This is a genomic window from Bacillus sp. FSL L8-0528 (genome assembly GCF_038593085.1).
Lineage (GTDB): Bacteria > Bacillota > Bacilli > Bacillales > Bacillaceae > Bacillus > Bacillus paralicheniformis.
Genome location: NZ_CP151961.1, coordinates 1,059,887 through 1,085,434, shown reverse-complemented (window position 1 = coordinate 1,085,434; position 25,548 = coordinate 1,059,887). Strand labels below are relative to the sequence as shown.

Sequence of the window (25,548 nt, the reverse complement as noted above, 5' to 3'; positions counted from 1 at the left end):
TGCATCCTCCTTTATCTTTTCAATGTCTTCAGTTCATGAAGCAGCAGTTTTTCCGCCTGCGCGCGAATGTCACGGTAGTCTTCTTCATTAAACCGCTCTCCGTGCCTTCTAAAGACCGGATGCCGCTCCAAATCGTCAAAAATCAGGCTGAAATCCTGAAATTCCTGCATTTCTTGCAATAGCTCCTGAAAAAAAGCGTCCCGTTCGATTCCAGACAAGGCGGCATCTGTTTGATCCTCGATCGCGGTAAGCCAGATGAACGCGTCTTCCTCCCGCTCTTCTTCATGGAAGATGTCAAGGATCTCGTCCGCGATGCCGGCCTGTCCTTCCGCCAAATAAGAGGGTGTTTCTCCTGTCAATACCATCTTGACGCATGCGGGCTTGCCTCTGTTTCTGAAAGATTGAAGGGCATCCTGCATCTGGCTGATCAGCTCTGTCATCTGCTTTGTCCCGGAGATATCGATGCTGGCCGTTTCCCACAGAACATCCGATAAGGCTTTAAATTCGAAAGACAGTTCTCCGCCGCAAACATTGACGAGATAGCAGCCTTTCTCCCCCGTTTCCTTCATGTGCCGTGATTGCGTGTTTCCCGGATAAATCACCGCCGGGTCGGAGGCTGAAATGACCTGTCTTTTATGTATATGGCCAAGCGCCCAGTAATCCATCCGGCCGTTTTTTAAATCTTGAAGGGAAAAAGGACAGTACGGATCATGGCCGCTCTCCCCGGAAAGCGTCCCGTGAATCATGCCGATATGCAAGGGCGCGTCGGTCGTTTTTTTGATTTCGGCAGCCTTATTGGCAAAAACAGAGCGCTCGGGATAGCTGTAGCCGTAGATGCTTGCGGCGAGCCGGCCGCCTTTGTAAAACGATTTTTCTTCAATATCTTCCGACGAGAAAATGTGGACGTTGTCCGGCCATTCAATCGGCGTCCAATCGCCGCCCAAATGATCGTGATTGCCAAAAATCACATAGACTTGGATGTTGTTCTCTTTCAGCTTTAAAAATTGCTTTCTCAAAAACATCTGTGCTTTTAAACTGCGGTTTGCTTCGTCGAAAAGATCGCCGGCAAGCAAAATGAAGTCGGCCTGTTCATCAATCGCAAGCTTAAACACATTTTCAGCGCTTTTAAATGTGCTGTTTTTGATCCGCCGGTAAACCTCTTCGGGTAGCCGGCTGATGCCGTGAAACGGACTGTCCAGGTGCAGATCGGCCGCATGAATGAAAGTGATGTTTGTCAATCTTCTGCTCCTTTTCATAAAATATTCTGCTCCCATTCTATCACGGGTTGAAAGCGAATGCACGTTCTACTCTTTGCGCGAAAAAAGCAGCTTTTCTTTCAAGCTGCTTTTCTTTTTCATTATCGATCTTTTGACAGACGAAGCGCCTGTTTGATATTTTTCAATCCGCCGCCGCTCGTGTACATGAGCACGCCGCCTTTATACACCCTCGCCCCGATGACGGCGAGAATCACAATGGTAAGAGCGGTAATGCCGATGCCGAGTGCCGCTTCCCAAAACGGAATATCAAGCACGCCGACTCTGAGGAACATGATCATCGGCGCAAAGAACGGAATGAATGAAGTGACGGTAATAAACGTCGAATCCGGAGCATTCAGTCCGAACATGGCAATCATGAATCCGGCGACGACCAACAGAATCATCGGCGAAATCATTTGCTGAACATCTTCAATCCGGCTGACGACGCTTCCGAGAAATGCCGCAAGAGTTGCGTAGAGGAAGTAGCCGAGCATCAAGAAAATGACCGCGTACACAAGCGTTGCAGTAGGTACGCCGGAAACGTCAAAAAATCCTTTAATCAGCTCAGCCGCATCCCCTCCGCTTTCCTGGCTGGACTGAAGCGACAGGTAGCCGGCAAGAAGGAGCGCGACAAGCTGTGTCAGGCCCAACAGGGCGACGCCGAACAGTTTGGCGAACATTTGCTGGACAGGCGGCACGCTGGAAATTAAAATTTCCATTACGCGGGAAGACTTTTCCGTCGCAACTTCTGTCGCGATCATTGAAGCGTACATCAAAACGGAAAAATAGATGACAAACAGCACAACATAGACAAGCCCTGTCGCCTTTTGAAGCTCTTCCTCGGTTTTCGCGCCTTCTTTCAAGGCGACACTGTTGACTTTTACCGGTGTAAACAGTTCGCTCAGCTTTTCCTGTGGTACGTTCAATTCAGCCGTACCAACGGCGATCTTTGCTTGTGAGAGCGCCTGTTCAATCGTGGATACAGCTGTGGAATCAGCGATATCGAGCGCTTTATACGTTCCCTTCAGCACGCCTTTTTTATCTCTGTCCAGGATTAAAATGCCTTCGAGCTTTTCGTCTCTGACGTCTTTTTCAAGCTCTTTTTCCGGCTTATCCGCTTTCTCGACTTCCAGCGCTTCATCGGTGTCGAGTGCTTTCACTTGCTGGGCAAACGTGTCGTACAGCTGATTTGAGCGGTCAATGACGGCGATTTTATCACCCTCTCCGCCGTCATCAAACATGGAAATAATCGATCCAAGATTTGTGACGAGCACGACAAGCGCAAGCGTGATGGCCGTTGAAATGATGAATGACTTTGTTTTCAGCTTGCTGAGATATGTATGAAAAAGAACAATCCAAAACTTATTCATAACGGGCACCTACCTTTTCGACGAAAATATCATGCAAAGAAGGCTCTTCAAGTTCAAACTTTCTGATAAACCCGCGTCCTTGAAGCATTGTAAACAGCTCTTGAGAGACTTCCTCATTTTCGACCTGCAGGCGGACTCCTTCGGAATGATCCCGCCATTTGACGATGCCATCCGCCTCTTTCAAGAAGCTCAAGTCGCCGTCTGCGTGAATCGTGACATTCTTTCTGCCAAAAGAACGTTTGATTTCTTTTAATTTCCCTTGAACGACAGGCGTCCCGCGCTGCAAAATGCAGACGTGTTCGCACAGCTCTTCGACATGCTCCATTCTGTGGCTTGAAAATACAATCGAAGTGCCGTCGTCTTTCAAAGAAATGACCGCGTCTTTTAAAAGCTCGACATTCACCGGATCGAGACCGCTGAACGGCTCGTCGAGAATCAAAAGCTCCGGCTTGTGCAGCACGGCCGTGATGAATTGAATTTTTTGCTGGTTCCCTTTGGATAGCTCCTCAACCTTTTTGTCGGCGTATTCCGTAATATGGAACCGTTCGAGCCACTTCTCCATTTCCTTGAGCGCATTTTGCTTTGTCATGCCTTTCAGGCGGCCGAGGTATACGAGCTGATCTTTCACCTTCAGCTTCGGATACAGTCCGCGCTCTTCGGGCAAATAGCCGATGCTGTTTGTGATACCGTAGTTAATCGGCTGTCCCTTCCATGTGACAGTACCCTCTGTCGCATTCAAAAGGCCTAATATCATTCGGAATGTCGTCGTTTTCCCTGCTCCGTTGGCGCCGAGCAGACCGAACATTTGCTTGTCTGGAATCTCCAGCGTCAGATCGTTTACAGCTGTAAATGAACCGAATCTTTTCGTGACGTGATCGATTTTGAGCATAATAACTCCTCCTTCCAATTTACAATCATACGTTAGTCATACCATTTTAAAAAGGATTTTTTTGATTTTTATATAATTTTAAACAAATAGATTATATTTTGAGAAAGGGGAAGAGAAATGGAAAATTATTATGTAACCGTTTTCGATACTAGTGGAGAAACGCTTTTGAATGAGCGATTTGAAGCGGCTGATGATGAAGAAGCGAAAGAGAAAGGAAGAGGAATGCTGAAGGAAAAGCAATTTTTGGAGCATACACACCGGGTAGTACATTCGTCCGGTAAAATCATTGTTTTCCGCAGCTGACTAAAATACGGGGTAAGGCGGCGCTGTTAGGGAAAGTCTCCCGCTGCCGCCTGCCCTTTAATCCGCCAAACACTAGTGGATCATCATAACAATGAGCAGACCCATGTTGATGAAACAGAGTAAAAACGATAAGCAAGCGACGCCTTTATTTTTCCGCAGAAAATAAAGGCCATTGACCGCCAGCACACAGATGATGACGGCATCAAACAGTCGAAACAGCAGATCCTGCAAGCTGTAGGCCGGAGCGAAAAAACCAATCACAGAGACGATCAGGATGAAAAGGCAAGAAACTGTAATATACATCGTCCATTCTTTCGCTGCGTCAGCCCGCTTATTCTCAGATGAAATCATGTCCTTAAACTCGAGCCTCCTTGTCAGTCGTAATCATTTTGTCCGCGTACAAGGAAGGGGCTTTTCCCGCATCTGCCAAAAAGCCTGAAGACGTTAACACAACAGCCAGCGACACCGCGACGAACAACAGTTTAGCTTTCATACAACGCATCTCCCCTTTTGATTTTTCGTCTTGCCTGAGCGCACTTCTCATAGTAAAAAATGGCATCTTCAAGCCGCTACATTTGATTATAGTACTGGGCTGCGTCTAAAGCCAGCTCTTCAACAGCGTCATATAAATGGTTTGACTCCAAATAATCAAATCCGATTTCCACGGCTTTCGATCCCCGCTGTCCAAATACAGTCCGCACAGAATGTTAAGCTTTGCCGCGTGTTCCCCGAGCGATGCCGCGCTTCGGATGCCTTTTTCATAACAGTCGGCCGCTCCGACATGGTTTCCCTGTTTTAGACGGACGTACATCAAGTTGTACAGCACTTTTGGAATATATGATGAACTTTCCAGTTCAAAAATGGAAAGGGCGCTCTCCATATGATCTGAGGCTTCTCGGTACGATCCTTGGAAATAGCAATTTCCCAAATTAAAATGAGCGGCTGCCGTCAAATGGCTGTTTTTGATTTTCGTGGCGTCTTCAAGCGCGTTGGCCAGGCTTTTCAGCGCGGGTCCGTATGTCATCGATTCAACCCAATTGCCGGCAATGATAAAATCGCAGAAAATCTTTTTTTCTTTTAGCGTCTCATCCCGGTTGAAAATGTCGGATGCGAGCGTCGCATAGTTGATCGATAAGTATCTCTGGCTGATATAGTAGTAGATTTCCGCCAGCTTATCATAAAATTCCGCTTTTTCAACCTCGTCTTCCAATGCGCTGACTTTTAGTTCAGCCGTTTTATAGCAGCCGATTGCTTTGACAAACCGCTTTTGTTTGAACTCAGACATCCCTTTAAAAAACCAGCAATAATAGTTTAGTAAACCTGTCATTTGGTCCTTTTTTTCTTCTAAGACGCGGAGATTTTTTTCAATATTTTCAGTCTTTTGCGGTTTCAAATAGCTGAGCATCAGCTTATGCCTGAATTCAAGCAGCTAATAGTAGAGCAGGACGTCCTGATTTTCCTTCCGCTTTCAATGATTCACTGGCGGCGATCTGATGTTTCCGAATGGCGTTGTACCAATCATTCAGCTTACTAGCAACGTATTCAGATGGAATCTTCTGTTTCAATTTCGCCGCCTCCCAAGACTTCGTACAGATCTGTATCTTATGAATCATTTTATGGAAACTTAAATTTTTTTACAATTGCTTCTGCACATCATTTCCCAAGGTCAATTTCCTGCCGGACCGCTCTTGTTATACTTGCTGACGGTTAAATTGCGGCTGGCGCTTTTCTAAAAATGCGCGGATCCCTTCCTGATGGTCGCTTGTCAGCCTCATTTTCATCTGGGCCGTTTTCTCGAGTTCAAGCGTTTTCTGCAGCCTACCTCCATTCAACGCCTGATAGATCTTTTTTGTCTCAATCATCGCTGCCAGCGGAGCGTGCAGAAGCTTTTCAAGATAGATGCGCGCAAAACGGCCGGAGTCCCCGCTGAATACGGCGTCTGCGATCCGAAGCTCGTGCGCTTCGGCCCCCGTCAATTTTTTCCCGCTCCAAATCAATTCTTTGGCCGCAGTTTCACCGATTCTCCGCTCTAAAAAGAAGTGTCCGCCTCCGTCGGGAACAAGCCCGATGCCGATAAAATTCATCGCCAGCTTCGCCTCTTTTTCGACCAGTACATGGTCGCAGCTGAGCGCGAGGCTCAATCCCAGACCCGCAGCCGCACCGTGGACAGCCGCTGTCGTCATCTTCGGCATGCTGTAAAGCTTCACCGCAATTTCAGAAATTGTGTCAATGACGCGGGCGGAGCTGTCTTGATCTCCGGAAGACAGCATCATCTTAATGTCTCCGCCTGCCGAAAATCCTTTGCCGCTGCCTCTCACAAGGAGAAGCAGCGATTCGCTTTCCTCTGCAACACGCAAAGCTTCATTCAGTTCTTCAAGCATTTTTTCATTCAAGGCATTGTACGCCTCAGAGCGATTCAGTACAATTTCAAAAATCCCGTCTTCGTCTTTCCATTTGATATATTCCATCTTGCACCTCCGTGAATACGATTTTGTAAGATATTAGCTTAATTAATTCCACCTTTTATTTTCAATACCTTTTTTCATGTGAAAATCAGCTGAATGATTTTCCATTTCAAGATCAATTGATACTGAAATAAGCCTTTTTAGTTGAATGATTTTCTTTGTTTATATATAGTTATTTATAGAAAGCATGTGAGGAAAGGGGGATGGGCGTAATTAAATCATTTTTGACGTTGATGCTTAGTTTATGCATGTTAACAGTACCATTCGCCGATCAGGAGCAAAACCCTGTTTTTGATCCCGAAGCGGAATACCATATGTCTCTAAACACCTCAAAGTTTGAGGCACATGCAGTGAACCCCTCCCCTTTTACAAAAAGCTTTCTTAATCATCCAGGAAGAGCCGCAAATATTTCTGTCTTTGACGCACGTTTCTACACTCATTTCATTCCTCGATTCGAGGTTCAATCAAATGAATTAATTCTAAAAAAAACTTGCGCTATTCCTGTGAAATACCAATCTAATTACCTCTCCTGATTTTCCCTTTTTCACCTGCATAACTTTTCAGCCGAATGGGGAAATTTATTTTGGAGGGATATGATTGAATATTAAAGAAAGTGATCTGCCGGGTATCGGCAAAAAATTTGAAATAGAAACGAGAAACCATGAAAAAATGACGATTGTCGTTCATGACGACGGAAGAAGAGAAATCTATCGGTTTGACGACGAAGATCCCGATGAAATCGTGACCAACATCTCGCTTGATGACAGCGAAGCAAGGCAGATCGCCGCCATCCTCGGCGGAATGGTCTATAAGCCGCAGGCGCTTGAATCGATTGAAATGGCGTTTAACGACCTGATCATCGAGTGGTTCAAAATCGAAAAAGGAGCAAATGCCGTCGGCAAAACTCTCGGTGAAATCGACGTCAGGCAAAACTACGGCGTCACTGTCATCGCGATCATTAAAAAGAATCAGGAAAAATTCTTGAATCCCGGGGCAGATTCCGTTCTTGATGAAAATGATACACTCGTCCTGTCCGGTGAAAGAAAAAACCTCAAGGAAATGAAGCAGGCTTTTCTTTCCCGAAAGGAAGGGTGATGCTCTTTGGATCATCTAGTATTTGAAGTCGGCACCGCACTCTTGCTTGTCGCGATTGCTGCCTTAATTGCGAATCGGATTAAATTCTCGATCATTCCCTTTTTAATTGTTCTCGGGATGATCGTAGGCCCGCACGCTCCGACGATCGGTATCATCAACTTGAAGTTTATCGAGAGCTCGGAGATCATCGCCTTTTTCGGCAGAATGGGCGTCTTGTTTTTACTCTTTTATCTCGGACTGGAATTTTCGATCGGAAAGCTTATTAAATCAGGACGGTCCATCGCCGTCGGAGGAAGCATTTATATTCTGATCAACTTCAGTTTAGGCCTCATGTTCGGGTTCATCGCGGGCTTCGAGTTTCTCGAAGTACTGATCATCGCCGGGGTTATTACGATTTCTTCGAGTGCGATTGTCGCCAAAGTACTTGTCGACCTAAAGAGGACAGCGAATCCGGAAACCGAACTGATTCTCGGAATCATTATGTTCGAAGATATTTTTCTCGCCGTTTATTTATCCGTCGTCTCGGGGCTCGTCCTTGGTGACTCAACTTCAGTCGGATCGGCGCTGCTTTCGATTTTGATCGCTTTTGGCTACATGATATTGTTCTTTATCGTTGCCAGGAAGCTGCCAAAATTGTTAAATCGGCTGTTTAATATCCGTTCAAACGAAGTCTTTATTATTGTGATTTTTGCGCTGCTGTTCTTTGTCGCCGGCTTTTCGGAAACGATTCACGTTGCCGAAGCAATCGGCGCCCTGCTTCTCGGACTCGTGTTTTCCGAGACAGAACATGCAAGCCAGATCGAGCATTTGGTTGTACCGTTTCGCGATTTCTTCGGTGCAATGTTTTTCTTCAGCTTCGGATTGAGCATCGACCCGTTTACACTGGGAGATGCGGTATGGCTTTCAATCGGCGCCGTCATCCTCACCTTGGCCGGGAACTTTATCGCCGGCATGATCGCAGGCAGAAGGGCCGGACTTTCTCATAAAGCTTCATCCAATATCGGCTTAACGATTGTCTCACGCGGCGAGTTTTCGATCATTGTCGCCAACCTCGGAATCGCCGGCGGACTTTCGGCCACATTAAAGCCGTTTGCCGCTTTGTACGTACTGATCCTGGCAATTTTGGGGCCGCTTTTGACAAAAGAATCAAAACGGATTTTTCATATACTGAACAAAATATTTAAGTGGAAAAAATCCGAAACAAAACAAAGAGGATGACAGAAAAGGAGACTTCGCCAGGATATTGGCGAAGTCTCCTTTCGTTTTGCCCAGGGACTGTCCCGTTTTAAACCGAACCTTTTAACTGCCTTTAGCATTCTTGTCAAAAAGCCCGGACAGGTAGCGAAGCTTTTCTTCTGTATAGTGTTCAAATCTGTCATTGTACGTTTTCGGGTCTTTCGGGTTGGAGAAATGTGTGATCTTTCCCGTTCCCGGATCGACGAATTTGCTCGCAGCTCCGCAGCCGATCCCGATAATCGTCTGTTTTTCCTCCATGATCATGATGTTATAGATGCTTTCCTGGCCGGGAAGTGAATATCCTATATTCTCCAGGTTGCCGAGAATGTTTTTCTGCCTGTACAAATAGTAGGGATGGTAGCCGTGCTGTTTCGTCCACGAGACAGCGTCATCCATCATCGCGACAATCTCCTCGCGACCAGCCACCTTATACTTATGTTTGTTTTTCGTCATTTCAGACGCGCGCTTAAATGACAGCGTATGGACGGTCAATGATTCAGGCATTAATTTTTCGGTTTCGGAAAGAGAGTTTCTGAATTCTTTTACCCCTTCGCCTGGAAGGCCGATGATCAAATCCATATTGATGTTCGACATGCCGGCATTTCGCGACAGATGATACTTTTCGATCGTTTCTTCGACGGTATGGTGGCGTCCGATCGCTTTCAGCGTTTCATTCTCGTAAGACTGCGGATTAATGCTGATTCGGTCGATGTTCCATTTTTTTAAGACCGCGAGCTTTTCCTCTGTGATCGTATCGGGCCGTCCAGCCTCAACAGTGACCTCGCGGATGTTTTTCACATCGGGAAATGAACGGTACATTTCTTCATACAATAGATCCATTTCTTCAGCCGTAATGCTTGTGGGCGTTCCGCCGCCGAAATACACGGTCGTTATTCTGACATCGTTCTCCTTGAGCCATTCGCCGATTTTTTGCATTTCATAGTGAAGCCCCCACAAAAATGAGCCGACCCGTCCGGCTTGTCCTCTGATCGCATACGCCGGAAACGTACAGTAGGCGCACTTCGTCGGGCAGAACGGGATGCCGATGTAAATGCTGACCTCTTGACTCAGCTCATACAAATCGGGTACCGCTTTCAGCTGACGGTCAATGATGTTTTGCATCAGTTCGATCTTTTCGTCGTGAATTAAATAATCCCGCTTCAGCTCGGCATGTGCCTCTTCCTTTGGCATGCCGCTCTCCAGCTTTTTATGAAGCAGCTTTGTCGGACGAACACCTGTGAGAATCCCCCATTTCTGAATGATTCCGGTATGCTCCTGAAGCATGCTCAAAAAAACGTAGGAAACGGTATTCTTCACCTGCTTAAACGCTTCCTTTTCCGTCAGTTTGGGGTCAATGTTTTTCGTATATTCTGCTCTAATGTCCGTATCTTTTATCATACCCGAAGCCTTGACGCCGTTCTCTTCCCGGTCGTAGCCGAGAACGATCGCAAGGTCTGCCGGCGCTTCTTCGCCAAAAACGACTTCGCTTTCTTCAAAGAATAAGTTGGCTATATGCTCAAGCGGTCTCTGGAACCTTTCATCTTGGAGCCCTTCTATATAAATGCGCAATGTCATCACCTTTTTCGTTTCAAAACTTTCTTTAGTGTACAAAAATAAATGGCCAAAATCAATCCGGGAAACAAACATTCCTACAGGGCAGCGATGAATGAATAATCCCCGCATTCAAGTTGAAAGCGGGGATTCTATAAGAATCAGACTTTTTTAATATGGAATTTTTTAAGAAACCCTTTGCTTTGCTGCATTCTGAAGTATTCTTTAATCATATAAGCGACGCCCTGTTCATCATTGGAGCGCGTCACCCAATCCGCTTTTTGCTTGACCTCCTGAGGGGCATTGCCCATTGCGACTCCGAGCCCGGCAAGCTCGATCATCGGAAGGTCGTCGATTTCATGGCCGATCGCAACGACATCTTCCATTTTTAGACCGAGGTCGGCGGCGAGCATCGTCAAACCCGCTTCTTTCGAAACCCCTTTATGGACAATCAGCATTTTTTCCCCCGCTCCAATGATGTCGACGAGAGGAAATGCATTTGTGATCGTCTGCCTGATTTCTTCGGACTGTCCTGTTGAGCAATAAACCTCGATCACCGGTGCGCTGACCGGTTCATCCATCAGCATGTCGCTCAGCGAATCGACAAACTGGACGGGATAAAAAATCGGGTCAGACGGGTGAATCATCGTTTTCCCCAGCAGGTTTGAATTCGTTTTTTTCCGGTTTCCAATCGAATATTTTTCATGGAGGATTCTGATATTGCAATCATAGCTTTCCAGTATTTGAACAAGGTTAAATGTCTGTTCTTCAGAAATCCTTTTTTCTAATAAAGGATCGTCGATTTTTTCCGCTATGATGGCTCCGCTGTGCGTAATCAGCTTCGTATCCAGCTTTAAAGATTTGGCAATTTTTTGAGCGGAGCGAAAATGTCTGTTCGTCACAAGCGTAACATATACACCTTTCTTCTTTGCATATTCGATCGCTTCCTTCGTTGCGGGATGAAGCCGTCCGTTTGTCCGAAGCAGCGTTCCGTCTATATTCAGCGCAAGCATTTGTTTTGACACCAGGAGGTCCCCCTTCTTTGATGACTGAATCTGTTATAGAGGATATGTCCCGGTCCCTTTTTTTAGAACAGCCCTCTTGATGCACATACTAAAAAAAGCCTGTTTTCACAGACTTTTTACTTCGCATCTTGTGGATACGATCATGATTCTCCCTCATATTCAAAACAGTGAATTCAACGCCCCTTTCGTTCAATTCACCGTATATTGATAACCCCTTTATTTGACCAGCAGACGTGCTTTCAGTCTGTAATTTCCTCTATACCCCTTATCATTTTGCCGCCAGTCCGTTTTTCATGATCGTATCCCGGCAAAAAATGAAAGCACTTACATTTAGTATTATCGCAACTATTTCACGAATTGACAAGTCTTTTTTTAAATCTTTATGAACGTTATTTGTTCACTTAGTGAAAAAATCCCCTCTTGCCTTGACAAGGGGGGATTTTTTATCAGCTCTCTGGGTTTCCGTAAAGCTCTTCCAAAGGCTTCATGATGATTTTGTTTAATTCAGCAATCAGCATGCTCATCCGCTGTTCCGCTTCCATCAGCTGCGAGATTTTATCATGCTGCTGGACGAGCGCCACGGATTTTTGCGCTTGTTCGACCTCTTCCTGGGTGATGTCTTCGCCGTTCATCTGTTTTTGCTGAAGGTTCATTTGAATATCGCGAAAGTTATCAAACATCTTTTTAGCAGATGGGTCGCCATTCACCTCATCATAAAGATTTTTCAATCGGGAATATTCATCGCTTTGTCGCAAGGCTTGCCCCAAGTCATAAGCCGAGTCATGTAAATTGACCGTCATCCTGATCCGCTCCTTTCCTGCCTGTATTCTTCTTATGGAATCGGCACCACTCCACTATAACAAACTATGGAGTGTTTTTCACAGTTATACGATAATTCCGTTTGAACAGGCCGTCTTCAGCATCAGATCAAAATCACAAAGATGGCTTGCACCGCTCCGATGATTCCGCCAAGCAGGCCGCCTAAATACGTGATCATCTTGAACTCCCGCTTGGAAATGGACAGCACCATTTCTTCAAGACGTTCAACGGGGAAGTTGTCCACCTGTTCCTTGACGATTTGCTCGAGTTCCAGCTGTTTGAGCGCTTGATCAAGGCGGCGCCCCGCTTCTTCTAAAAGGCGGTCGGCCATCTGCGGAAGGCGCAAAGCAATATCCTGTTCAAAACTGGAAATAGAGGAGCCGATCGTCTTTTCGAAAAACGGCTGAAGCGAGAATCGTTTCAAAAGCTTTTCCTTCAAATCGAAAATGAGAGGTTTGAGGTTCCATTTGTCATCTGCTTCCTTGAACGTATATTCTTTCAGCTTGTCCCATTCGTTTTCAAGCAGATCCTGTAAAAGCCGCGCGGTCTCGCCGTTCTTTAAAAACTTCACAATCTCCGGCTGAACCCGGTCAACCAGACTGCTGTTGCCTAAAAACATCTGCACCATGCTGCCGAGCATGCCCCGTTCTTTCAAAAAATCGTCAATCATATGTCCGAGGCGGTCCTTGCCTTCATCGCTTTCAAAGTAGCTGACAGCCTGGCTTAAAATATAGCCGGACACCATCGGAATTTTTTCTTTCAGCTTTTCCTGGGCCTCAAGAGGGATAAGCTCTTTCAGCGGTTCATTTTCATACGCCTCTAAAAGTGCGGACAGCTTCTCATCCGCCAATCTGGATACCGCTCGATCCGCTTTTTGGGCGGGGTTTGAAATCCCGATGCTTTCCAATGCTTCTTCAACGGTGGCCGTTGATTGCGAGAGGTGGGTCAAAAGCCTCTCTCCAACCTGCACCGCCTGGCTTTTGAACGCATCGGATGCAAGCCTTTTTTTGAGCCCTTCTGTTGTCAGCAGATGGCCTGTGACCATCTGTCCCATCTGTCTCGCCAATTCATCGCGCCTTTTCGGAATTAATCCGGGTGTAAAAGGTACCCGCTTTCCAAATATGTAGATCGCTTTATATGGGCGAAAAAGCATTTTAATCGCAACATGATTCGTTACAGCGCCGATAAGTGCACCGACTGCAATCATAACGGCAAAAATCCCAAATACATACATGTTCTTTTCAACTGCCTTCCTTTTTACCTGACATCATAGCTGTACAGCGTGGGTCTTGACGATCGACCCTCGCCGTCTTGCCTAACGTTATTATAGTAGCTGAATAAAAGACGGGCAAATAACGGAATGGAGCAAGCCGCTTCAAAATACAATGTGTCAGATGGCAATTGTATAAAGGGCGCTCTAAAAATTTAATCATTTCCAATTTACAAAAGCCTATTTCTGCACTCTCAAGCGTATCATGAAACAGAAGTCTATATATTAAAGTTTGCCCGAAGTTTGACAGTCTCAGCCTGTTAAGCCTTGTTTTTCATGAAGGAGGTATAATCATGATGACGCTTGGATTTATGTCGCTGTCGCACGAACATGAAAAAGCCTATGCCGAAGAACTGGCCAAAATGGCTTCGGACTATGGAATCCGGTTTATCCGTTTCACGCCCCTGGATATTTCCCCCGGTTCCCTGCTTGTGAAAGGGCTCTCCTTTCATCCGAAGTCAGGACAGTGGAATGAAATTGAAAGAGAAATCCCGGAATTGATCTATGACCGCTGCTTTTACGGCAGAGATCAGCAATCGAAAAAAGCAAAACCGATTGTCGAATGGCTCAAAAAGTATCCTAAAACGACATTTTTAGGACTCGGACTTCCTGACAAATGGACGGTTTTCAAAGCATTGAATGCCGATCCCGTCATCAAGTCCTACCTTCCTGCCACAACGATTGCAGAAAACGCCCAGGATATCCTGCGCAAGCTTGCAAAAGAAAAAGCGTGCATTTTGAAGCCGGCATCCGGATCAGGAGGCCGCGGCATCATTCACCTCGAGCTTACGGGAAAAACGGTGAAGGCCGCCTACCAAACCGGAAAACACAAACAGCTGAAGTCATTTTCGAAACAGGCTTCATTTGAAACGTGGTGTCAGAAAGTTCTTCAGCACCGCTATTTGCTGCAATCGTTCCTCGATATTCAAGACAAAGACGGTTTTCCGTGCGATATTAGGCTGCTGCTTCAGAAAAACGGCAGCGGTGAATGGGAAACAGCCGGTAAAACGGTAAGGCGGAGCTATCAGCACGGACTGCTGGCAAACCTGGCCGGGGGCTCTGAGGCGGTGAGCTTTGACAGCTGGCTTTTATCGGTGCCGAAAAAGCGCCAGGCCGTCCTTCTCGATGATTTAGAGACAATGGCGCAGGCCGTGCCCCTGGTGCTTGAATCAAATCACGGGCCACTATTCGAGCTCGGCCTTGATATCTGCCTGACGAAAGACGGAAAAGTCTGGCTTCTGGATGTCAATTCAAAGCCCGGAAAGCACGCTTTTATCAAGCACTCTCCTGAAAAAAGGGAGCTTTTGTATAGAGGTCCTTTGGAGTACTGCTCATTCTTAACGGCTTCAGCCGGCGCGAAAGGGGCTGAGAAAAGATGACCGGTCAACCGCTGACCGTCGGCATCCACCAGACGAGCGAAAACACGATGCTCCTGCCCGCTTCTTTTAAACAGGACGGTTTGTTATTCGCGGCTTTCGGTACAAGTGTTGAACGATGCCACGTCTCATTTGACAGCCATTTGAAGCGCACCGTTTTATTATCTGAAAATCTGTACAAAAACCTGCGGATTCCGTACCGCGGCAAAGCCTCCCTGATTTTTCGCGACAATACCGTCTATATCGGACCTTTAATCGGGATTTTCACGGCCGGTTTTACAAAATCGCAGCTGGACCCTGTCAGAGGCAGGTCTTTATTTTTTTCGAAGCTTTTGACAATGGATCTCCCGGCAGGAGGCTACAGCTATCTGTTCGGAGCGCACCAGATAAATTGGGAAGAAGGTACGGTGCAGGCTCTCATTTTCAGGGAAAACGGCTGGGAGGAAGCCACAGTCCCCCTTCCCAATGTCGTTTACGACAGACTGCCGAACCGCAAAGCCGAAGAATCCGCCGCTCTGCGGGAAACAAAAACCCGCCTTATGGATGAATACCGGATTCCGTGGTTCAACCCGGGCTTCTTTAACAAATGGGAGATCTATGAATGTCTGCAGCAAGATGAGAGGACAGCGGAATTGCTTCCATTTTCGGCATTGGAGCCCGATGCCGGTAAAATCGAAGACATGATCGGTCAATACGGCTTCATTTATGTAAAGCCCGCCGGCGGCAGTTTGGGCAAAGGCATACTCCAGCTTTCAAAACGGGAAGAAAACGGCATTCTCGCCAGACATGCCGAAGGTGTCACATCTTATTCGTCCGCTGCTGAATGTTTAGATGAATGGCAGAGACTGCACAAACATACTTCTTATCTCGCCCAGCAGGGGATCGAACGGATCGAAGTGGATCATCACCCGGCAGACTTCAGGGTTCATACAAACAAAAACGGAAAAGGCCAATGGACCGTCACAGCCATCGCGGCCAAAATCGCTGGAAAGGATGGAATTACAACCCACATGTCGAGCGGCGGCGCCGTCAAAACGCTTGCAGAGATTTATGATGATCCTCAGGAAAGGCTTCACACTCTGCAAAAGCTGACAAAAGCGGCGCTCCTCCTCAGCCGGATCCTTGACGAAAAGCTTGACGGTTTCATCGGGGAAATCGGCTTTGACCTCGGATTGGACCGTTCGGGAAAGATGTGGCTGTTTGAAGCCAACTCCCGGCCCGGCAGGGGGATCTTCTCCCATCCCCGTCTGGCATCTGTCAGCCGCTTAACGAAGAAAAGAAGCTTCGAATATGCTTCTTATTTAACTGAACAGTCCATCCTTAATCCGGAGGACATGTGGCATGACCTCAAGCCGTGAAGAATCTGCTTCTTCACGGTATTTTTTTGAAAAGCTCCATTTGAAAAGAATCTATGATCTTTTCTGTGAATGAGATACAATGATAACAAATCAACGTGTAGTCAGCTCGCTGGATTTGACCCACCTGAAATCAATGAAGGAGCGTGGCGTTTATGATTTCTCATTTTCAATGGAAGCCGCTGTTTAAAAAAGAAAGGCTTCCCGGCTGGAAAATATCGTTTTATCATAAAGGGATTCACTATGAAGGAATCTATCATAAATCAGGGGAAATCGAGTGGGGCAGCACCTATCCCCCGCATGATGACGAGCCTTCCCTGAAAAGCGAAATTCATGAATTAATGCTCTTCCATATTTACGAATAAAGAAAAGGACGTTGTCGTATGCTGGAGAAATTAAAGACGCTTTACGGTGAACGGATGATTGTATCTGAGGCTGTTTCAAAACACGACGCAATATGGTTTCAAACGGACGAAGGCGAGACCTTCGGCGTTTTGAAAAACGCGGTCACCGACCGGGAAAAAGAGCTGCTCCATTGCCTGTTCCGGCCTTTTTCAGAACCCCATCCCGAACAGCAGCTGACAAAGCGGGAGAAAGAATGGCATCAATATTTTTTTCACGATGTCCCGCTTCCAAATCCGGGGAACATTCAGCTTATGCAAGGACATTTTTTTAAAATGGAACATGTACCTGAAGAAAGACAGTCGATCAAAGAAGCGGTCAGCGGCTTTTTTAAAGACCCGCTTGTTGTTTGGTACGACCGGCATGAAGCTGTCATCGTCCACGAAAATCCTTCGCCGTTTCTCGCCAAAAAAGAGCTGTCCGAGCTTGCGCATGCACTGACAAGCGATTTCATGGCAAACCCTGTGTTTTTCAGCGGCCAGCTTCATCCAGTCAACGGATCGCTTCAAGGTAAAATCCGCTTTGAAAAACAAATATTTCATTATATGCTGGAAGCGGGCGACATCGGAAACGTCGCCACGTTTTGCCAGTGCCTCCCGTCTTTTTTGACGGCAAAACCCGAGCGGGTTCATGCTTCTTCGTTTTCGGACGCCGTAAGAGAAGCGCTATCTGATCCCGAGACATCCCTGACCATCAAAACGTATATGAGATGCAACCTGAATGCCTCTCTCACAGCAAAACGTTTGTTTATCCACCGAAACAGCCTGCAGTACAGAATTGATAAATTCATCGAACGGACGGCGATCGACATCAGACAGTTTGAAGAAGCAGCCGCTGTTTATTTGATGATGTATCTCCTTTAGCGGCTTTAGCAATATGCACGAAAAGAAATTGTGCACCATGTCCATTTACATCGCCCCGCCGTTTTTTATAAACTTAAACCAGGTAAAGCGCTTACATAAAAGAGGGGGAGAAAAAATGGCGGAACTCGTGCTCGATCGGATATACAAAGTGTATGACAACAAAGTCACGGCTGTGGATAATTTTAATCTTCATATCGAGGATAAGGAATTTATCGTCTTTGTCGGACCGTCAGGCTGCGGCAAGTCGACAACGCTCAGAATGATCGCAGGCCTTGAGGAAATTACGGATGGCGAATTCACAATCGACGGCAAACGGATGAATGATGTCGCTCCCAAGGACCGCGACATTGCGATGGTATTCCAAAACTATGCCCTTTATCCGCACATGAACGTCTATGACAATATGGCTTTCGGCTTAAAGCTGAGGAAGTTTCCGAAGGATGAAATCAAACGGCGCGTCCATGAAGCGGCCAAAATTCTGGGCCTTGAACAATATTTGGACAGAAAGCCAAAAGCGCTTTCCGGCGGACAGCGCCAGCGCGTCGCCTTAGGCCGGGCAATCGTTCGGGACGCAAAGGTGTTTTTGATGGATGAGCCGTTATCAAACCTTGACGCCAAATTGCGCGTACAAATGCGCGCTGAAATCACAAAGCTTCATCAGCGCCTGCAGACGACGACCATCTATGTCACCCACGACCAGACTGAAGCGATGACGATGGCTACGCGGCTCGTCGTCATGAAAGACGGAATCATCCAGCAGGTCGGCGCTCCGAAGGAAGTCTATGAAAATCCGGAAAACGTGTTTGTCGGCGGCTTTATCGGGTCTCCCGCAATGAACTTTTTCACCGGCACTCTAAAAGAAAACTTGTTTACATTTGACGGCGTTTCGGTTCGCGTGCCGGAAGGAAAAATGAAAGTTCTGCGCAGCCAGGGCTATGCCGGCAAGGAAATCATCATGGGGATCAGGCCTGAGGATATCCATGACGAGCCTGTTTTCATTGAAGCGTCAAAAGACTCGAAAATCGATGCGAAAATTGAGGTAGCTGAGCTGATGGGCGCCGAAACAATGCTTTATTCACAAGCCGGCACGCAGCCGTTCATCGCCAGAGTCGATTCAAGGACCGACGTCCAGGCCGGCGATACGCTTCCTCTTGCGCTTGACATGAATAAAGCCCACTTCTTTGATAAAGAAACGGAGCTTCGCATCCGCTCTGAAGAATAACCCGGATTCAAACACTCTCCATGACCGAAGCATGCTGCGGCCCTCCGTGCTGCTATGCTTCGGTCGTTTCAATTTCGACGGTTTCTTCATAAGTACAATCCTGGCAAGTATATAAATGAACGCATACGGTTTGTGTTTGTTTAAATGAATCGAACTCCATATACGGACTGTACGGACCGTAAAAATCGGTTGCTCTCCCCGCGTCCGCCATTTCCCCGCCGCACTCCGGACAATGCCTTGTCTGGACGAGAATGCCATTGCACACTGGACACATCATCTGCTCCATCCTCCTGCTTTTTTCCTTAGCTTACCCCATTCCCAGCCTTTTCGCCTTTCAACATTTACCAGATTGAAACACGCATTTATTTTATCGAATCCACCATAATACGTAGTACAATCCAACATTGGGCTTTAGCCGAGAAGGCAGCGGTTTTCTTTTGGTGAAAGCCGGCAGCTGGTGCAACTCCAGTCAGCCCAACCATACCATTTTTATAAAGGAGTTTGATACAAATGGCTAATCAAAATTCTTCAAATCAACTGCTTGTCCCAGGAGCAGCTCAAGCGATCGAACAAATGAAATTCGAAATCGCTTCTGAGTTCGGAGTAAACCTTGGCGCTGACACGACTTCCCGTGCAAACGGTTCTGTCGGCGGAGAAATTACAAAACGTTTAGTTTCCCAAGCTCAAGCATCTATGGGCGGTCAACAATTTTAAACAACTTCATATTCATGGATAACAGAAGGTGCATATCCTGCACCTTCTTTAGCGTGTCGATAAATCTTCACATTCATTGCCGAGGCGGCGGCCCGCACCTCTGGCATATCTTATGAAAGCCCGCACCCGCTTCTCCTTTTTTCATATGCTGATATAAAGGAGGAGTCGGCATGCAGCTGATGTTGAGCATCAATTGGGAATTGATTCAATTTGTCGGGATTTCTCTATTGAATGAGTATGTCTCAAATGTCCGCCCTTATCATGGAACTTTTTGCTTTCGCGGGGCTTTTTCTTCCGGACGATCTGACGTATGATAGATCCGATGGGAGTGATCATGGTGAAAATTGCGCTTTTTGGAGGTACAGGCCGTGTCGGACAGGCCTTTCTCAATTTTGTTGAAGAGGATGGGCGTCATTCCGTTTACGCACTTGTCCGGAGGACGGAAGGCGCCCGCATTCCGGATAAATGCTGCCAAGCGCTTACAGGGAACGCCAGGAACCAGCATGACGTCGAGTCTTTAATAAAAGATTCGGATATCGTTGTCAGCTGTTTAAACACAGATGGAGACGATACATTGACCGTCTCCATCGAACATATGATAAATGCCATGAACGCACATCGGATTAAACGGCTGATTACCATCGGAACGGCCGGTATTTTAAACGCGAGGCAGAACCCGGACCTTTACCGCTTTGAAACAAACGAATCAAAACGGCGCTCGGCGCGCGCAGCGCAAGAACATGCCCGTGTGTACGAACGTCTCCGCGGGTCTGAATTGGATTGGACGATCGTCTGCCCGACATATCTCCCCGACGGGCCGGCATTGAAGACATACCGTTTTGAACAGGATGTTCTGCCGGCCGGCGGAAAAGAAATATCGACCGGCGACACCGCCCATTTTCTTTTCAAACAGCTTGAGTCTGACCAGTTTGTCAAGGCAAGGGTGGGGCTCGCTTATTAAAGCCGGGTGAAGATCCGGCTTACCCTGTCAGGGTTCCTTTTCCCTTTTGCAGTTCATACATTTGATAGTATTGGCCTTTTTGCTTCATCAGCTCTTCATGATTTCCCCTCTCGATAATCCGGCCTTTTTCAAGAACGAGAATCTGGTCGGCGTTTTTGATCGTTGACAGCCTGTGGGCGATGATAAAGGTCGTGCGCCCTTGTTTAACGACATCAAGCGCTTTTTGAATGACCGCTTCTGTTTCAGTATCGATATGGGCCGTCGCCTCGTCTAAAATAAGAATAGCAGGATCATATGCCAGCGCACGCGCAAACGAGATCAGCTGTCTTTCCCCTGAAGAAAGGGTGCTTCCTTTTTCGATGACCGGCTCGTCAAGACCTTTCGGCAGGCGGGCGAGCATTTCAAGAGCCCCGACCTGTTTCAAGGCGGCTTCTATTTGCTCTCTGGTCAAATCAGCATTGTCAAGGCTGACATTTGAAGCAATCGTGCCGGAAAACAAGTAAGGATCTTGAAGAACGATGCCCATCTGCTTTCTGATTTCCTGCCTTGACATATCGTATATGCTTCTCCCATCGATTTTGACATCGCCCTTTTCAATATCGTAAAAGCGGAAAAGTACATTCAAAATGGAGCTTTTCCCTGAGCCTGTATGGCCGACCAATGCAACGGTCTCCCCTTGCTTCGCTTCAAATGAGATGTTTTTCAGCACATCTTCACCGTCATGATAGCGAAAAGATACATCTTCAAATATGACTCGCCCCCGCGCTCTTTCGCTGCCCGGCTCTTTGACGTCGACGCCCGGCTCATCCAGCAGGCGGAAAACCCGCTCCGATGATACGCGCGCCAATTCAAGCTTGGCAAACTGGTTGACAATGCCCGTAATCGGCTGAAATAAACGATTCAAGTAATCAACGAATGCATAAAGGACGCCGATTGAAATCATTCCTTCCGCGTTCAGGGCAGCTCCCCCGAAATACCAGATTAAAGCGGTGAACATCACATTTCTCAGAATGTTGACCAAGTTGTGGGACATGAGCGAATTCAATTTCAGCATTTTATTTTGGTAATGAAAGTGGCTCTCGTTCAGCTGTTCAAATTCTTCTTTTGTGTCCTGTCCGCGCCGGAATGCCTGAATAATCGGCATGCCTTGAATCGATTCATTCATTTTGGCGTTGATCTCGCTGTTGATTGACCTGAGTTTGTGATTGTAGCCAGAAGCGAATTTTCGATAAACGGCCGCCCAAATGACAATCAGGGGCAAAATTAACAGACAGACGCCGGCCAGCCTGACATCAAGGAAAAACAGCGCGGCGAATATTCCGGCCATATAAATGATATTTGTGACAAACGTCGAAAGAACGGTCACATACAGGTCGCGGATCGCTTCGGTATCATTCGTTACCCTTGCAACGATTTTTCCTGCCGGCAAATTATCAAAATAGCGGATAGGAAGCCTTTGAATGTTGGCGAATACATCCTGTCTCATCTTTTGAATGATGCGGTTTGCGCTCATCTGCAAAAGGTAGAATTGGCCGTAATGGAAAAAGATCGAGAAGACGAGTAGGCCGAAATAAACAGAAACGAGCGAGATCAGCCCTCCTATTTCAGGCTCGTAAAAAGCATACACTTCTGACAAAGACAGGCGATCTGCCTTGTAGGTTGCCGTCTGCTCTCCGTTCGTCATTTTCAGCTCTTCTCCGGAAACCGTCCGCTCTCCGTCAAAGGAAACCGGTTCCCCCACAAAGTAGTAGTTCATACCGACTTGAAAGATGTGAACTTCCTGCAGCTTTTCAGCTGAAGGGTCTGTCCTGTCTTCCCTGATATATTCCTTTCCTTTATAGGAAACGGTATATTTCGTGTTCTCTGTCGTTTCATACCACGTTTTTTCAATTCCGAGAATATGATCGTCGATCATCTTTTTGGCGATCATCGGCCCCGTCAGCTCGGCTGTGACGGCAATCGTCAGCATGACGAGCGCCCAGATGAGAATTTTTTTGTAAAGAAGCGCATATTGGAAAAGCCTTTTTCCTGTTGTCATGCTACAGTCCCCCCTTCTTCTCCCGAAGGAAGCTGCTGTGCTTCGTATTGTTCAAAATACCAGCCTTTCCGGCCGATCAGTTCCTGATGCGTCCCTCTTTCAACGATCCTTCCATTTTCCATGACGAGAATGAAATCGGCGTGTTCGACGGCCGACATCCGATGTGATGTAATAAAGGTCGTTTTGCCTTTCCGCCTGCTGCGGATGTTTTCAATAATCGCCGCTTCCGTTTTCGCATCGACAGCCGACAGCGAATCATCCAAGATCAAAATATGGGGTTCCGCAATCATCGCTCTCGCAATTGAAATCCGCTGTTTCTGCCCCCCTGATAAAGCAACGCCCTTCTCTCCGACCATTGTCTCCAAGCCGTCTGAAAGCATCTCAATATCCTTTTTCAGATGTGCCGCAGAGATGACATCGTACAAATCGCGTTCCTCGGCGAGGCGTCCGCCGAACAAAATATTGTCTTTCACCGATTTTGAAAACAACACGTGATCCTGAGGCACATATCCGATCCAGCTGCGAAGCTGATCAAGCGGCAGGCGCTCAATCGGCACGCCCGAAATGGTGATCGTTCCTTTTCCTTTCGGATACTGCCTCAGCAGCTGCTTGACTAACGTCGTTTTGCCGCTTCCCGTCTTTCCGACGATTCCGACCGTTTGTCCTTCTAATACGGTAAATGAAATATCGGCCAGGTTTTCTGACGCGGAGCTCGGGTACGCAAAAGTGACCCCGTCAAATACAATATCGCCCGGCTCCGCTGTTTCCGGTTCAGCGGGTTCTCTCACATCAGGCTCATATGCCAATGTTTCATTTACCCTGTCAAGCGAAGCATTTCCCCTCTGCATGACATTGATCAGCTCTCCGATCGCAAACATCGGCCAGATCAGCATGCCGAGGTATACGTTGAAAGAGACGAGCTCTCCCAATGTCAGCTGGCTGCGGAAAACAAGATAGGCGCCGTAGCCAAGACCGATTAAATAGCTGATCCCGACCAAAAGCTTCACCGTCGGTTCGAACAGCGAATCGATCAAAGCGACTTTCATATTTTTCTTGTACACATCAGCCGTCATGCTGTTGAACCGGCTGACATCGTTTTTCTCCTGCACATAGGCCCGGATCACCCTTACCCCTGACACGGACTCGAGCACTCGATCATTTAAATCGCCAAACGCATCCTGCGCTTCCGTGAAACGCTCATGAATTTTTTTCCCGTAGATGCTGATGGCAGCCGCCATCAGCGGAAGCGGAATGATCGAAGCAAGCGTCAGCTTCCAGCTGATCAAAAAACCCATTGTCAACAGAATCGTCAGCATATACAGCGTCGAATCGACCAGGGTCAAAATGCCGAAGCCCGCCGTCATGGAAATCGCTTTTAAATCATTTGTCGCCCTCGCCATCAAATCCCCTGTGCGGTTTTTCTCGTAAAATGACGGGGTCATTTTCAGCAAATGGCCCATCAGCTTGGATCTGAGAATTTTTTCGACCAGGTTCGCTCCCCCAAACAGCTGATACATCCAATAATAAGACAAGATATAAACAACTGCGCCAAGCGCGAGAAATAAAGCGATATAGCCGAGCATGCCGGCCTTTGAAAAAGTGCCCGCCTGCATGTCGTCAATCGCGTTGCCAAGCAGCTTCGGCGGAAACATTTCAAATACGTTTACAATAATCAACAGGACGACCGCTATCGTATAGCGCCGCCAAGAGGCTTTAAAAAACCAGCCCAGCTTCCATAAAACAGAAAACATTGATATCCTCTCCTTTTTTAGCCGCCTTCAAGTTTTTCCTTACAATCTTTGATTTCGTTTTTTCTGATACTCGGCATAAAAAATTCCTCCTTATGTGCGGTTGATTTATTAGAAAAACATGCTGCTCCGCATCGGGAACAGAATGTTTTTTCTCAGAAAAAAAAAGGCACACTGTGCACCAGCATGCCTTTTTTTATATAAAAAGGCGCATGTACGCTTGTTCACGCGACATGCGCCTTCCTTCTGAAAATGGTTAGAGTGAAACGGATCCCTGAGCGTAAGGAAGGTATAAAAATGTCACGTTAAGGTGCTTTTGTTGTTGAACTGATGCTTTGATATTTCTAAACATGACGATACCCTCCAATCTTATTAATATTTTCCATCTTATAGTACGGCCCTTTAATTGTCAATTTGTTTTTTTGGCGAATGGCGGGCTTTTGATTCATATTCTAATATTTCGTTAGATTTGTTGGGAAAACGGGTAATATAAAAGTAAATCCATTCTGAAAGGAATGATCAATTTGTTTAAAGCTGACCGGATCATTGTCGCGTTTGACGGAAAAGAGGAAAGCAAAAAAGCGCTGAAAAAAGCGATCGACCTTTCGAAAAGGCTCGGTTCACAATTGACCGTTGCCCATGTCCATGAACCGAGGCAAGTGCGAACAGAGGCTGCGGACGAAAGACCCGCTGCCGGCGCGCCGTACCTTTACAGCGGCTTCCCGGCCGCGCCCCGGGTCCCCCACGATTCAGACTTGGCCGGTGAACCCATGATCTATGAGGACAGCGCGGAAGAAGCGATTGCGGCAGCGAAAATCATGTTAAGCGAAAACCAGTACGACGCGGAAATAGAGGTGTTGGAAGGAGACCCGGCCAACGCAGTTCTGCAACATGCTGAAAACATCGGCGCTGATCTCGTCATCACGGGTACGCGCGACCAGAACCGCCTGAAAAAACTCCTGTTTGGCAGCGTCAGCGACAAGATATCGACAAAATCGGAGATCCCGGTACTGATTGTAAAATAACGATTTTAAAAGAGGCCGGTCAAATGTCCGGCCTCTCATCATGTTATGATCTTCTTGATTTTCTTAACCTGTTAATAATGGAGATCATTCCCCACACAATGAATAGAAAGACGCCTAATACTATGAAAGCATTTATTATTGAAAAATTGATCAATGCAATCTCTCCTTCTCTATGAAAACATACTTGTTGAAAGAACCTGTTTTTGTAGTAATACATAAGCATTTGCATCAGTATAAAACTGCAAGGGCACTGTTCCCGCGAATGATCCTCCGCTGCTATATACAACGCCAATTGATTTTTTCCTGCTAAGCCGAATGGTTGCCTTTCCCCTCTATATTTTCTTCACTTTAGGTGTTTTCATAAATTGTATTTGTATTCGATTTAGACTTTCCCTCCACATGACTTACAATTGTTTTTTTCTCCACCTTGCCTCGGATTCTTTGGTTTTACTTATTGTCCTCCTCTCTTCAGCCCCCACCGGTCTCAATAAACTGCCGCAAGTATGGCTGCAAAATAAAAGCCCCTCTTCAGCGAAATCCAATAACAGGAAAAATAGGCGTTCAA

The 25,548-nt window shown here is 46.8% G+C and carries 28 protein-coding genes; 13 read left to right on the top strand and 15 right to left on the bottom strand.

What is annotated here, in order from left to right; translation table 11 throughout:
• Positions 1-11: 11 nt before the first annotated feature.
• The 3 genes from MHI30_RS05465 to MHI30_RS05455 all read right to left on the bottom strand — a co-directional run bounded on the left by MHI30_RS05465 (position 12) and on the right by MHI30_RS05455 (position 3,515).
• Positions 12-1,238, bottom strand: a complete 1,227-nt coding sequence (locus tag MHI30_RS05465) for an exonuclease SbcCD subunit D (RefSeq protein WP_178388325.1) — start codon at positions 1,236-1,238, stop codon at positions 12-14.
• 119 nt (positions 1,239-1,357) lie between these two features.
• Complete coding sequence (locus tag MHI30_RS05460; RefSeq protein ID WP_075754791.1) at positions 1,358-2,626, bottom strand: ABC transporter permease; 1,269 nt, start codon at positions 2,624-2,626, stop codon at positions 1,358-1,360.
• Positions 2,619-3,515, bottom strand: coding sequence for an ABC transporter ATP-binding protein (locus MHI30_RS05455; RefSeq protein WP_061576162.1), 897 nt, complete (start codon positions 3,513-3,515; stop codon positions 2,619-2,621). Before MHI30_RS05455 ends, MHI30_RS05460 begins: the two co-directional genes overlap by 8 nt.
• 117 nt (positions 3,516-3,632) lie before the next feature.
• On the opposite strand from MHI30_RS05455, the gene MHI30_RS05450 reads away from it, so the two are divergent.
• Positions 3,633-3,818, top strand: a complete 186-nt coding sequence (locus MHI30_RS05450) for a YhzD family protein (RefSeq protein WP_003180228.1) — start codon at positions 3,633-3,635, stop codon at positions 3,816-3,818.
• A gap of 72 nt (positions 3,819-3,890) precedes the next feature.
• On the opposite strand, the gene MHI30_RS05445 is transcribed toward MHI30_RS05450, so the two are convergent.
• From MHI30_RS05445 to MHI30_RS05425, 5 genes are all read right to left on the bottom strand, one after another.
• Positions 3,891-4,169 (bottom strand): hypothetical protein, encoded by a 279-nt coding sequence (locus MHI30_RS05445; RefSeq protein ID WP_048350502.1) that lies wholly within the window; start codon positions 4,167-4,169, stop codon positions 3,891-3,893.
• A 4-nt stretch (positions 4,170-4,173) separates the two neighbouring features.
• On the bottom strand, positions 4,174-4,311 hold the full coding sequence (locus tag MHI30_RS05440; protein WP_167564567.1) for a hypothetical protein: 138 nt from the start codon (positions 4,309-4,311) through the stop codon (positions 4,174-4,176).
• A 105-nt stretch (positions 4,312-4,416) separates the two neighbouring features.
• Complete coding sequence (locus tag MHI30_RS05435; RefSeq protein WP_237562653.1) at positions 4,417-5,145, bottom strand: tetratricopeptide repeat protein; 729 nt, start codon at positions 5,143-5,145, stop codon at positions 4,417-4,419.
• A gap of 94 nt (positions 5,146-5,239) precedes the next feature.
• Complete coding sequence (locus MHI30_RS05430) at positions 5,240-5,383, bottom strand: hypothetical protein (protein WP_225315851.1); 144 nt, start codon at positions 5,381-5,383, stop codon at positions 5,240-5,242.
• A gap of 126 nt (positions 5,384-5,509) precedes the next feature.
• Complete coding sequence (locus tag MHI30_RS05425; protein ID WP_011197707.1) at positions 5,510-6,286, bottom strand: enoyl-CoA hydratase; 777 nt, start codon at positions 6,284-6,286, stop codon at positions 5,510-5,512.
• 200 nt (positions 6,287-6,486) lie between these two features.
• On the opposite strand from MHI30_RS05425, the gene MHI30_RS05420 reads away from it, so the two are divergent.
• The 3 genes from MHI30_RS05420 to MHI30_RS05410 all read left to right on the top strand — a co-directional run bounded on the left by MHI30_RS05420 (position 6,487) and on the right by MHI30_RS05410 (position 8,596).
• Positions 6,487-6,816, top strand: coding sequence for a hypothetical protein (locus MHI30_RS05420; RefSeq protein WP_075754789.1), 330 nt, complete (start codon positions 6,487-6,489; stop codon positions 6,814-6,816).
• A 64-nt stretch (positions 6,817-6,880) separates the two neighbouring features.
• Positions 6,881-7,378, top strand: coding sequence for a cation:proton antiporter regulatory subunit (locus MHI30_RS05415; protein ID WP_075754787.1), 498 nt, complete (start codon positions 6,881-6,883; stop codon positions 7,376-7,378).
• 6 nt (positions 7,379-7,384) lie between these two features.
• Positions 7,385-8,596, top strand: a complete 1,212-nt coding sequence (locus tag MHI30_RS05410; protein ID WP_016886162.1) for a cation:proton antiporter — start codon at positions 7,385-7,387, stop codon at positions 8,594-8,596.
• Positions 8,597-8,677: 81 nt separating this feature from the next.
• Here MHI30_RS05410 and MHI30_RS05405 read toward each other — a convergent pair whose 3' ends face one another.
• The 4 genes from MHI30_RS05405 to MHI30_RS05390 form a co-directional block, all read right to left on the bottom strand.
• A complete protein-coding gene (locus MHI30_RS05405; protein WP_075754998.1) occupies positions 8,678-10,183 on the bottom strand; it encodes a coproporphyrinogen III oxidase in 1,506 nt (501 codons plus the stop codon).
• A 143-nt stretch (positions 10,184-10,326) separates the two neighbouring features.
• The gene (locus tag MHI30_RS05400) at positions 10,327-11,190 is read right to left on the bottom strand and encodes a Cof-type HAD-IIB family hydrolase (protein WP_003180214.1); all 864 of its coding nucleotides are present in this window, start codon (positions 11,188-11,190) and stop codon (positions 10,327-10,329) included.
• Between the two features lie 446 nt (positions 11,191-11,636).
• The gene (locus MHI30_RS05395; RefSeq protein ID WP_016886435.1) at positions 11,637-11,990 is read right to left on the bottom strand and encodes a YlbF family regulator; all 354 of its coding nucleotides are present in this window, start codon (positions 11,988-11,990) and stop codon (positions 11,637-11,639) included.
• Positions 11,991-12,112: 122 nt separating this feature from the next.
• Entirely contained in the window at positions 12,113-13,243 is a 1,131-nt protein-coding gene (locus tag MHI30_RS05390; protein ID WP_075754785.1) for a DUF445 family protein, read from the bottom strand.
• A 329-nt stretch (positions 13,244-13,572) separates the two neighbouring features.
• On the opposite strand from MHI30_RS05390, the gene MHI30_RS05385 reads away from it, so the two are divergent.
• The 5 genes from MHI30_RS05385 (at position 13,573) to ugpC (ending at position 18,497) form a co-directional block, all read left to right on the top strand.
• The gene (locus MHI30_RS05385) at positions 13,573-14,658 is read left to right on the top strand and encodes a YheC/YheD family protein (protein ID WP_075754783.1); all 1,086 of its coding nucleotides are present in this window, start codon (positions 13,573-13,575) and stop codon (positions 14,656-14,658) included.
• Positions 14,655-16,013, top strand: a complete 1,359-nt coding sequence (locus MHI30_RS05380) for a YheC/YheD family protein (protein WP_075754781.1) — start codon at positions 14,655-14,657, stop codon at positions 16,011-16,013. Before MHI30_RS05385 ends, MHI30_RS05380 begins: the two co-directional genes overlap by 4 nt.
• 143 nt (positions 16,014-16,156) lie before the next feature.
• The gene (locus tag MHI30_RS05375; protein ID WP_171866274.1) at positions 16,157-16,375 is read left to right on the top strand and encodes a YheE family protein; all 219 of its coding nucleotides are present in this window, start codon (positions 16,157-16,159) and stop codon (positions 16,373-16,375) included.
• A gap of 18 nt (positions 16,376-16,393) precedes the next feature.
• Positions 16,394-17,275: a helix-turn-helix domain-containing protein gene (locus MHI30_RS05370; protein WP_075754779.1), complete on the top strand. Its 882-nt coding sequence runs from the start codon at positions 16,394-16,396 to the stop codon at positions 17,273-17,275.
• Positions 17,276-17,390: 115 nt separating this feature from the next.
• Positions 17,391-18,497, top strand: a complete 1,107-nt coding sequence (gene ugpC, locus MHI30_RS05365) for a sn-glycerol-3-phosphate ABC transporter ATP-binding protein UgpC (protein ID WP_075754777.1) — start codon at positions 17,391-17,393, stop codon at positions 18,495-18,497.
• A gap of 52 nt (positions 18,498-18,549) precedes the next feature.
• Here ugpC and MHI30_RS05360 read toward each other — a convergent pair whose 3' ends face one another.
• Positions 18,550-18,774 (bottom strand): hypothetical protein, encoded by a 225-nt coding sequence (locus MHI30_RS05360; RefSeq protein ID WP_075754775.1) that lies wholly within the window; start codon positions 18,772-18,774, stop codon positions 18,550-18,552.
• 233 nt (positions 18,775-19,007) lie between these two features.
• Here MHI30_RS05360 and MHI30_RS05355 point away from each other — a divergent pair, with 233 nt between their 5' ends.
• The 3 genes from MHI30_RS05355 to MHI30_RS05345 all read left to right on the top strand — a co-directional run bounded on the left by MHI30_RS05355 (position 19,008) and on the right by MHI30_RS05345 (position 20,172).
• A complete protein-coding gene (locus tag MHI30_RS05355) occupies positions 19,008-19,211 on the top strand; it encodes an alpha/beta-type small acid-soluble spore protein (RefSeq protein WP_003180196.1) in 204 nt (67 codons plus the stop codon).
• A 170-nt stretch (positions 19,212-19,381) separates the two neighbouring features.
• A complete protein-coding gene (locus MHI30_RS05350) occupies positions 19,382-19,525 on the top strand; it encodes a hypothetical protein (protein ID WP_020450769.1) in 144 nt (47 codons plus the stop codon).
• On the top strand, positions 19,522-20,172 hold the full coding sequence (locus MHI30_RS05345; RefSeq protein WP_075754773.1) for an NAD(P)H-binding protein: 651 nt from the start codon (positions 19,522-19,524) through the stop codon (positions 20,170-20,172). Before MHI30_RS05350 ends, MHI30_RS05345 begins: the two co-directional genes overlap by 4 nt.
• A 19-nt stretch (positions 20,173-20,191) precedes the next feature.
• On the opposite strand, the gene MHI30_RS05340 is transcribed toward MHI30_RS05345, so the two are convergent.
• Positions 20,192-22,210 carry an ABC transporter ATP-binding protein gene (locus MHI30_RS05340; RefSeq protein WP_075754771.1) on the bottom strand — a complete coding sequence of 673 codons (2,019 nt, stop codon included), beginning with the start codon at positions 22,208-22,210 and terminating at the stop codon, positions 20,192-20,194.
• Positions 22,207-23,961, bottom strand: a complete 1,755-nt coding sequence (locus MHI30_RS05335) for an ABC transporter ATP-binding protein (RefSeq protein ID WP_075754769.1) — start codon at positions 23,959-23,961, stop codon at positions 22,207-22,209. The genes MHI30_RS05340 and MHI30_RS05335 overlap by 4 nt, the downstream gene beginning before the upstream one ends.
• A gap of 521 nt (positions 23,962-24,482) precedes the next feature.
• Between MHI30_RS05335 and MHI30_RS05330 the strand changes: the two genes are divergently transcribed.
• Positions 24,483-24,983 carry a universal stress protein gene (locus MHI30_RS05330; protein ID WP_059231207.1) on the top strand — a complete coding sequence of 167 codons (501 nt, stop codon included), beginning with the start codon at positions 24,483-24,485 and terminating at the stop codon, positions 24,981-24,983.
• The last annotated feature ends 565 nt before the right edge of the window (positions 24,984-25,548 follow it).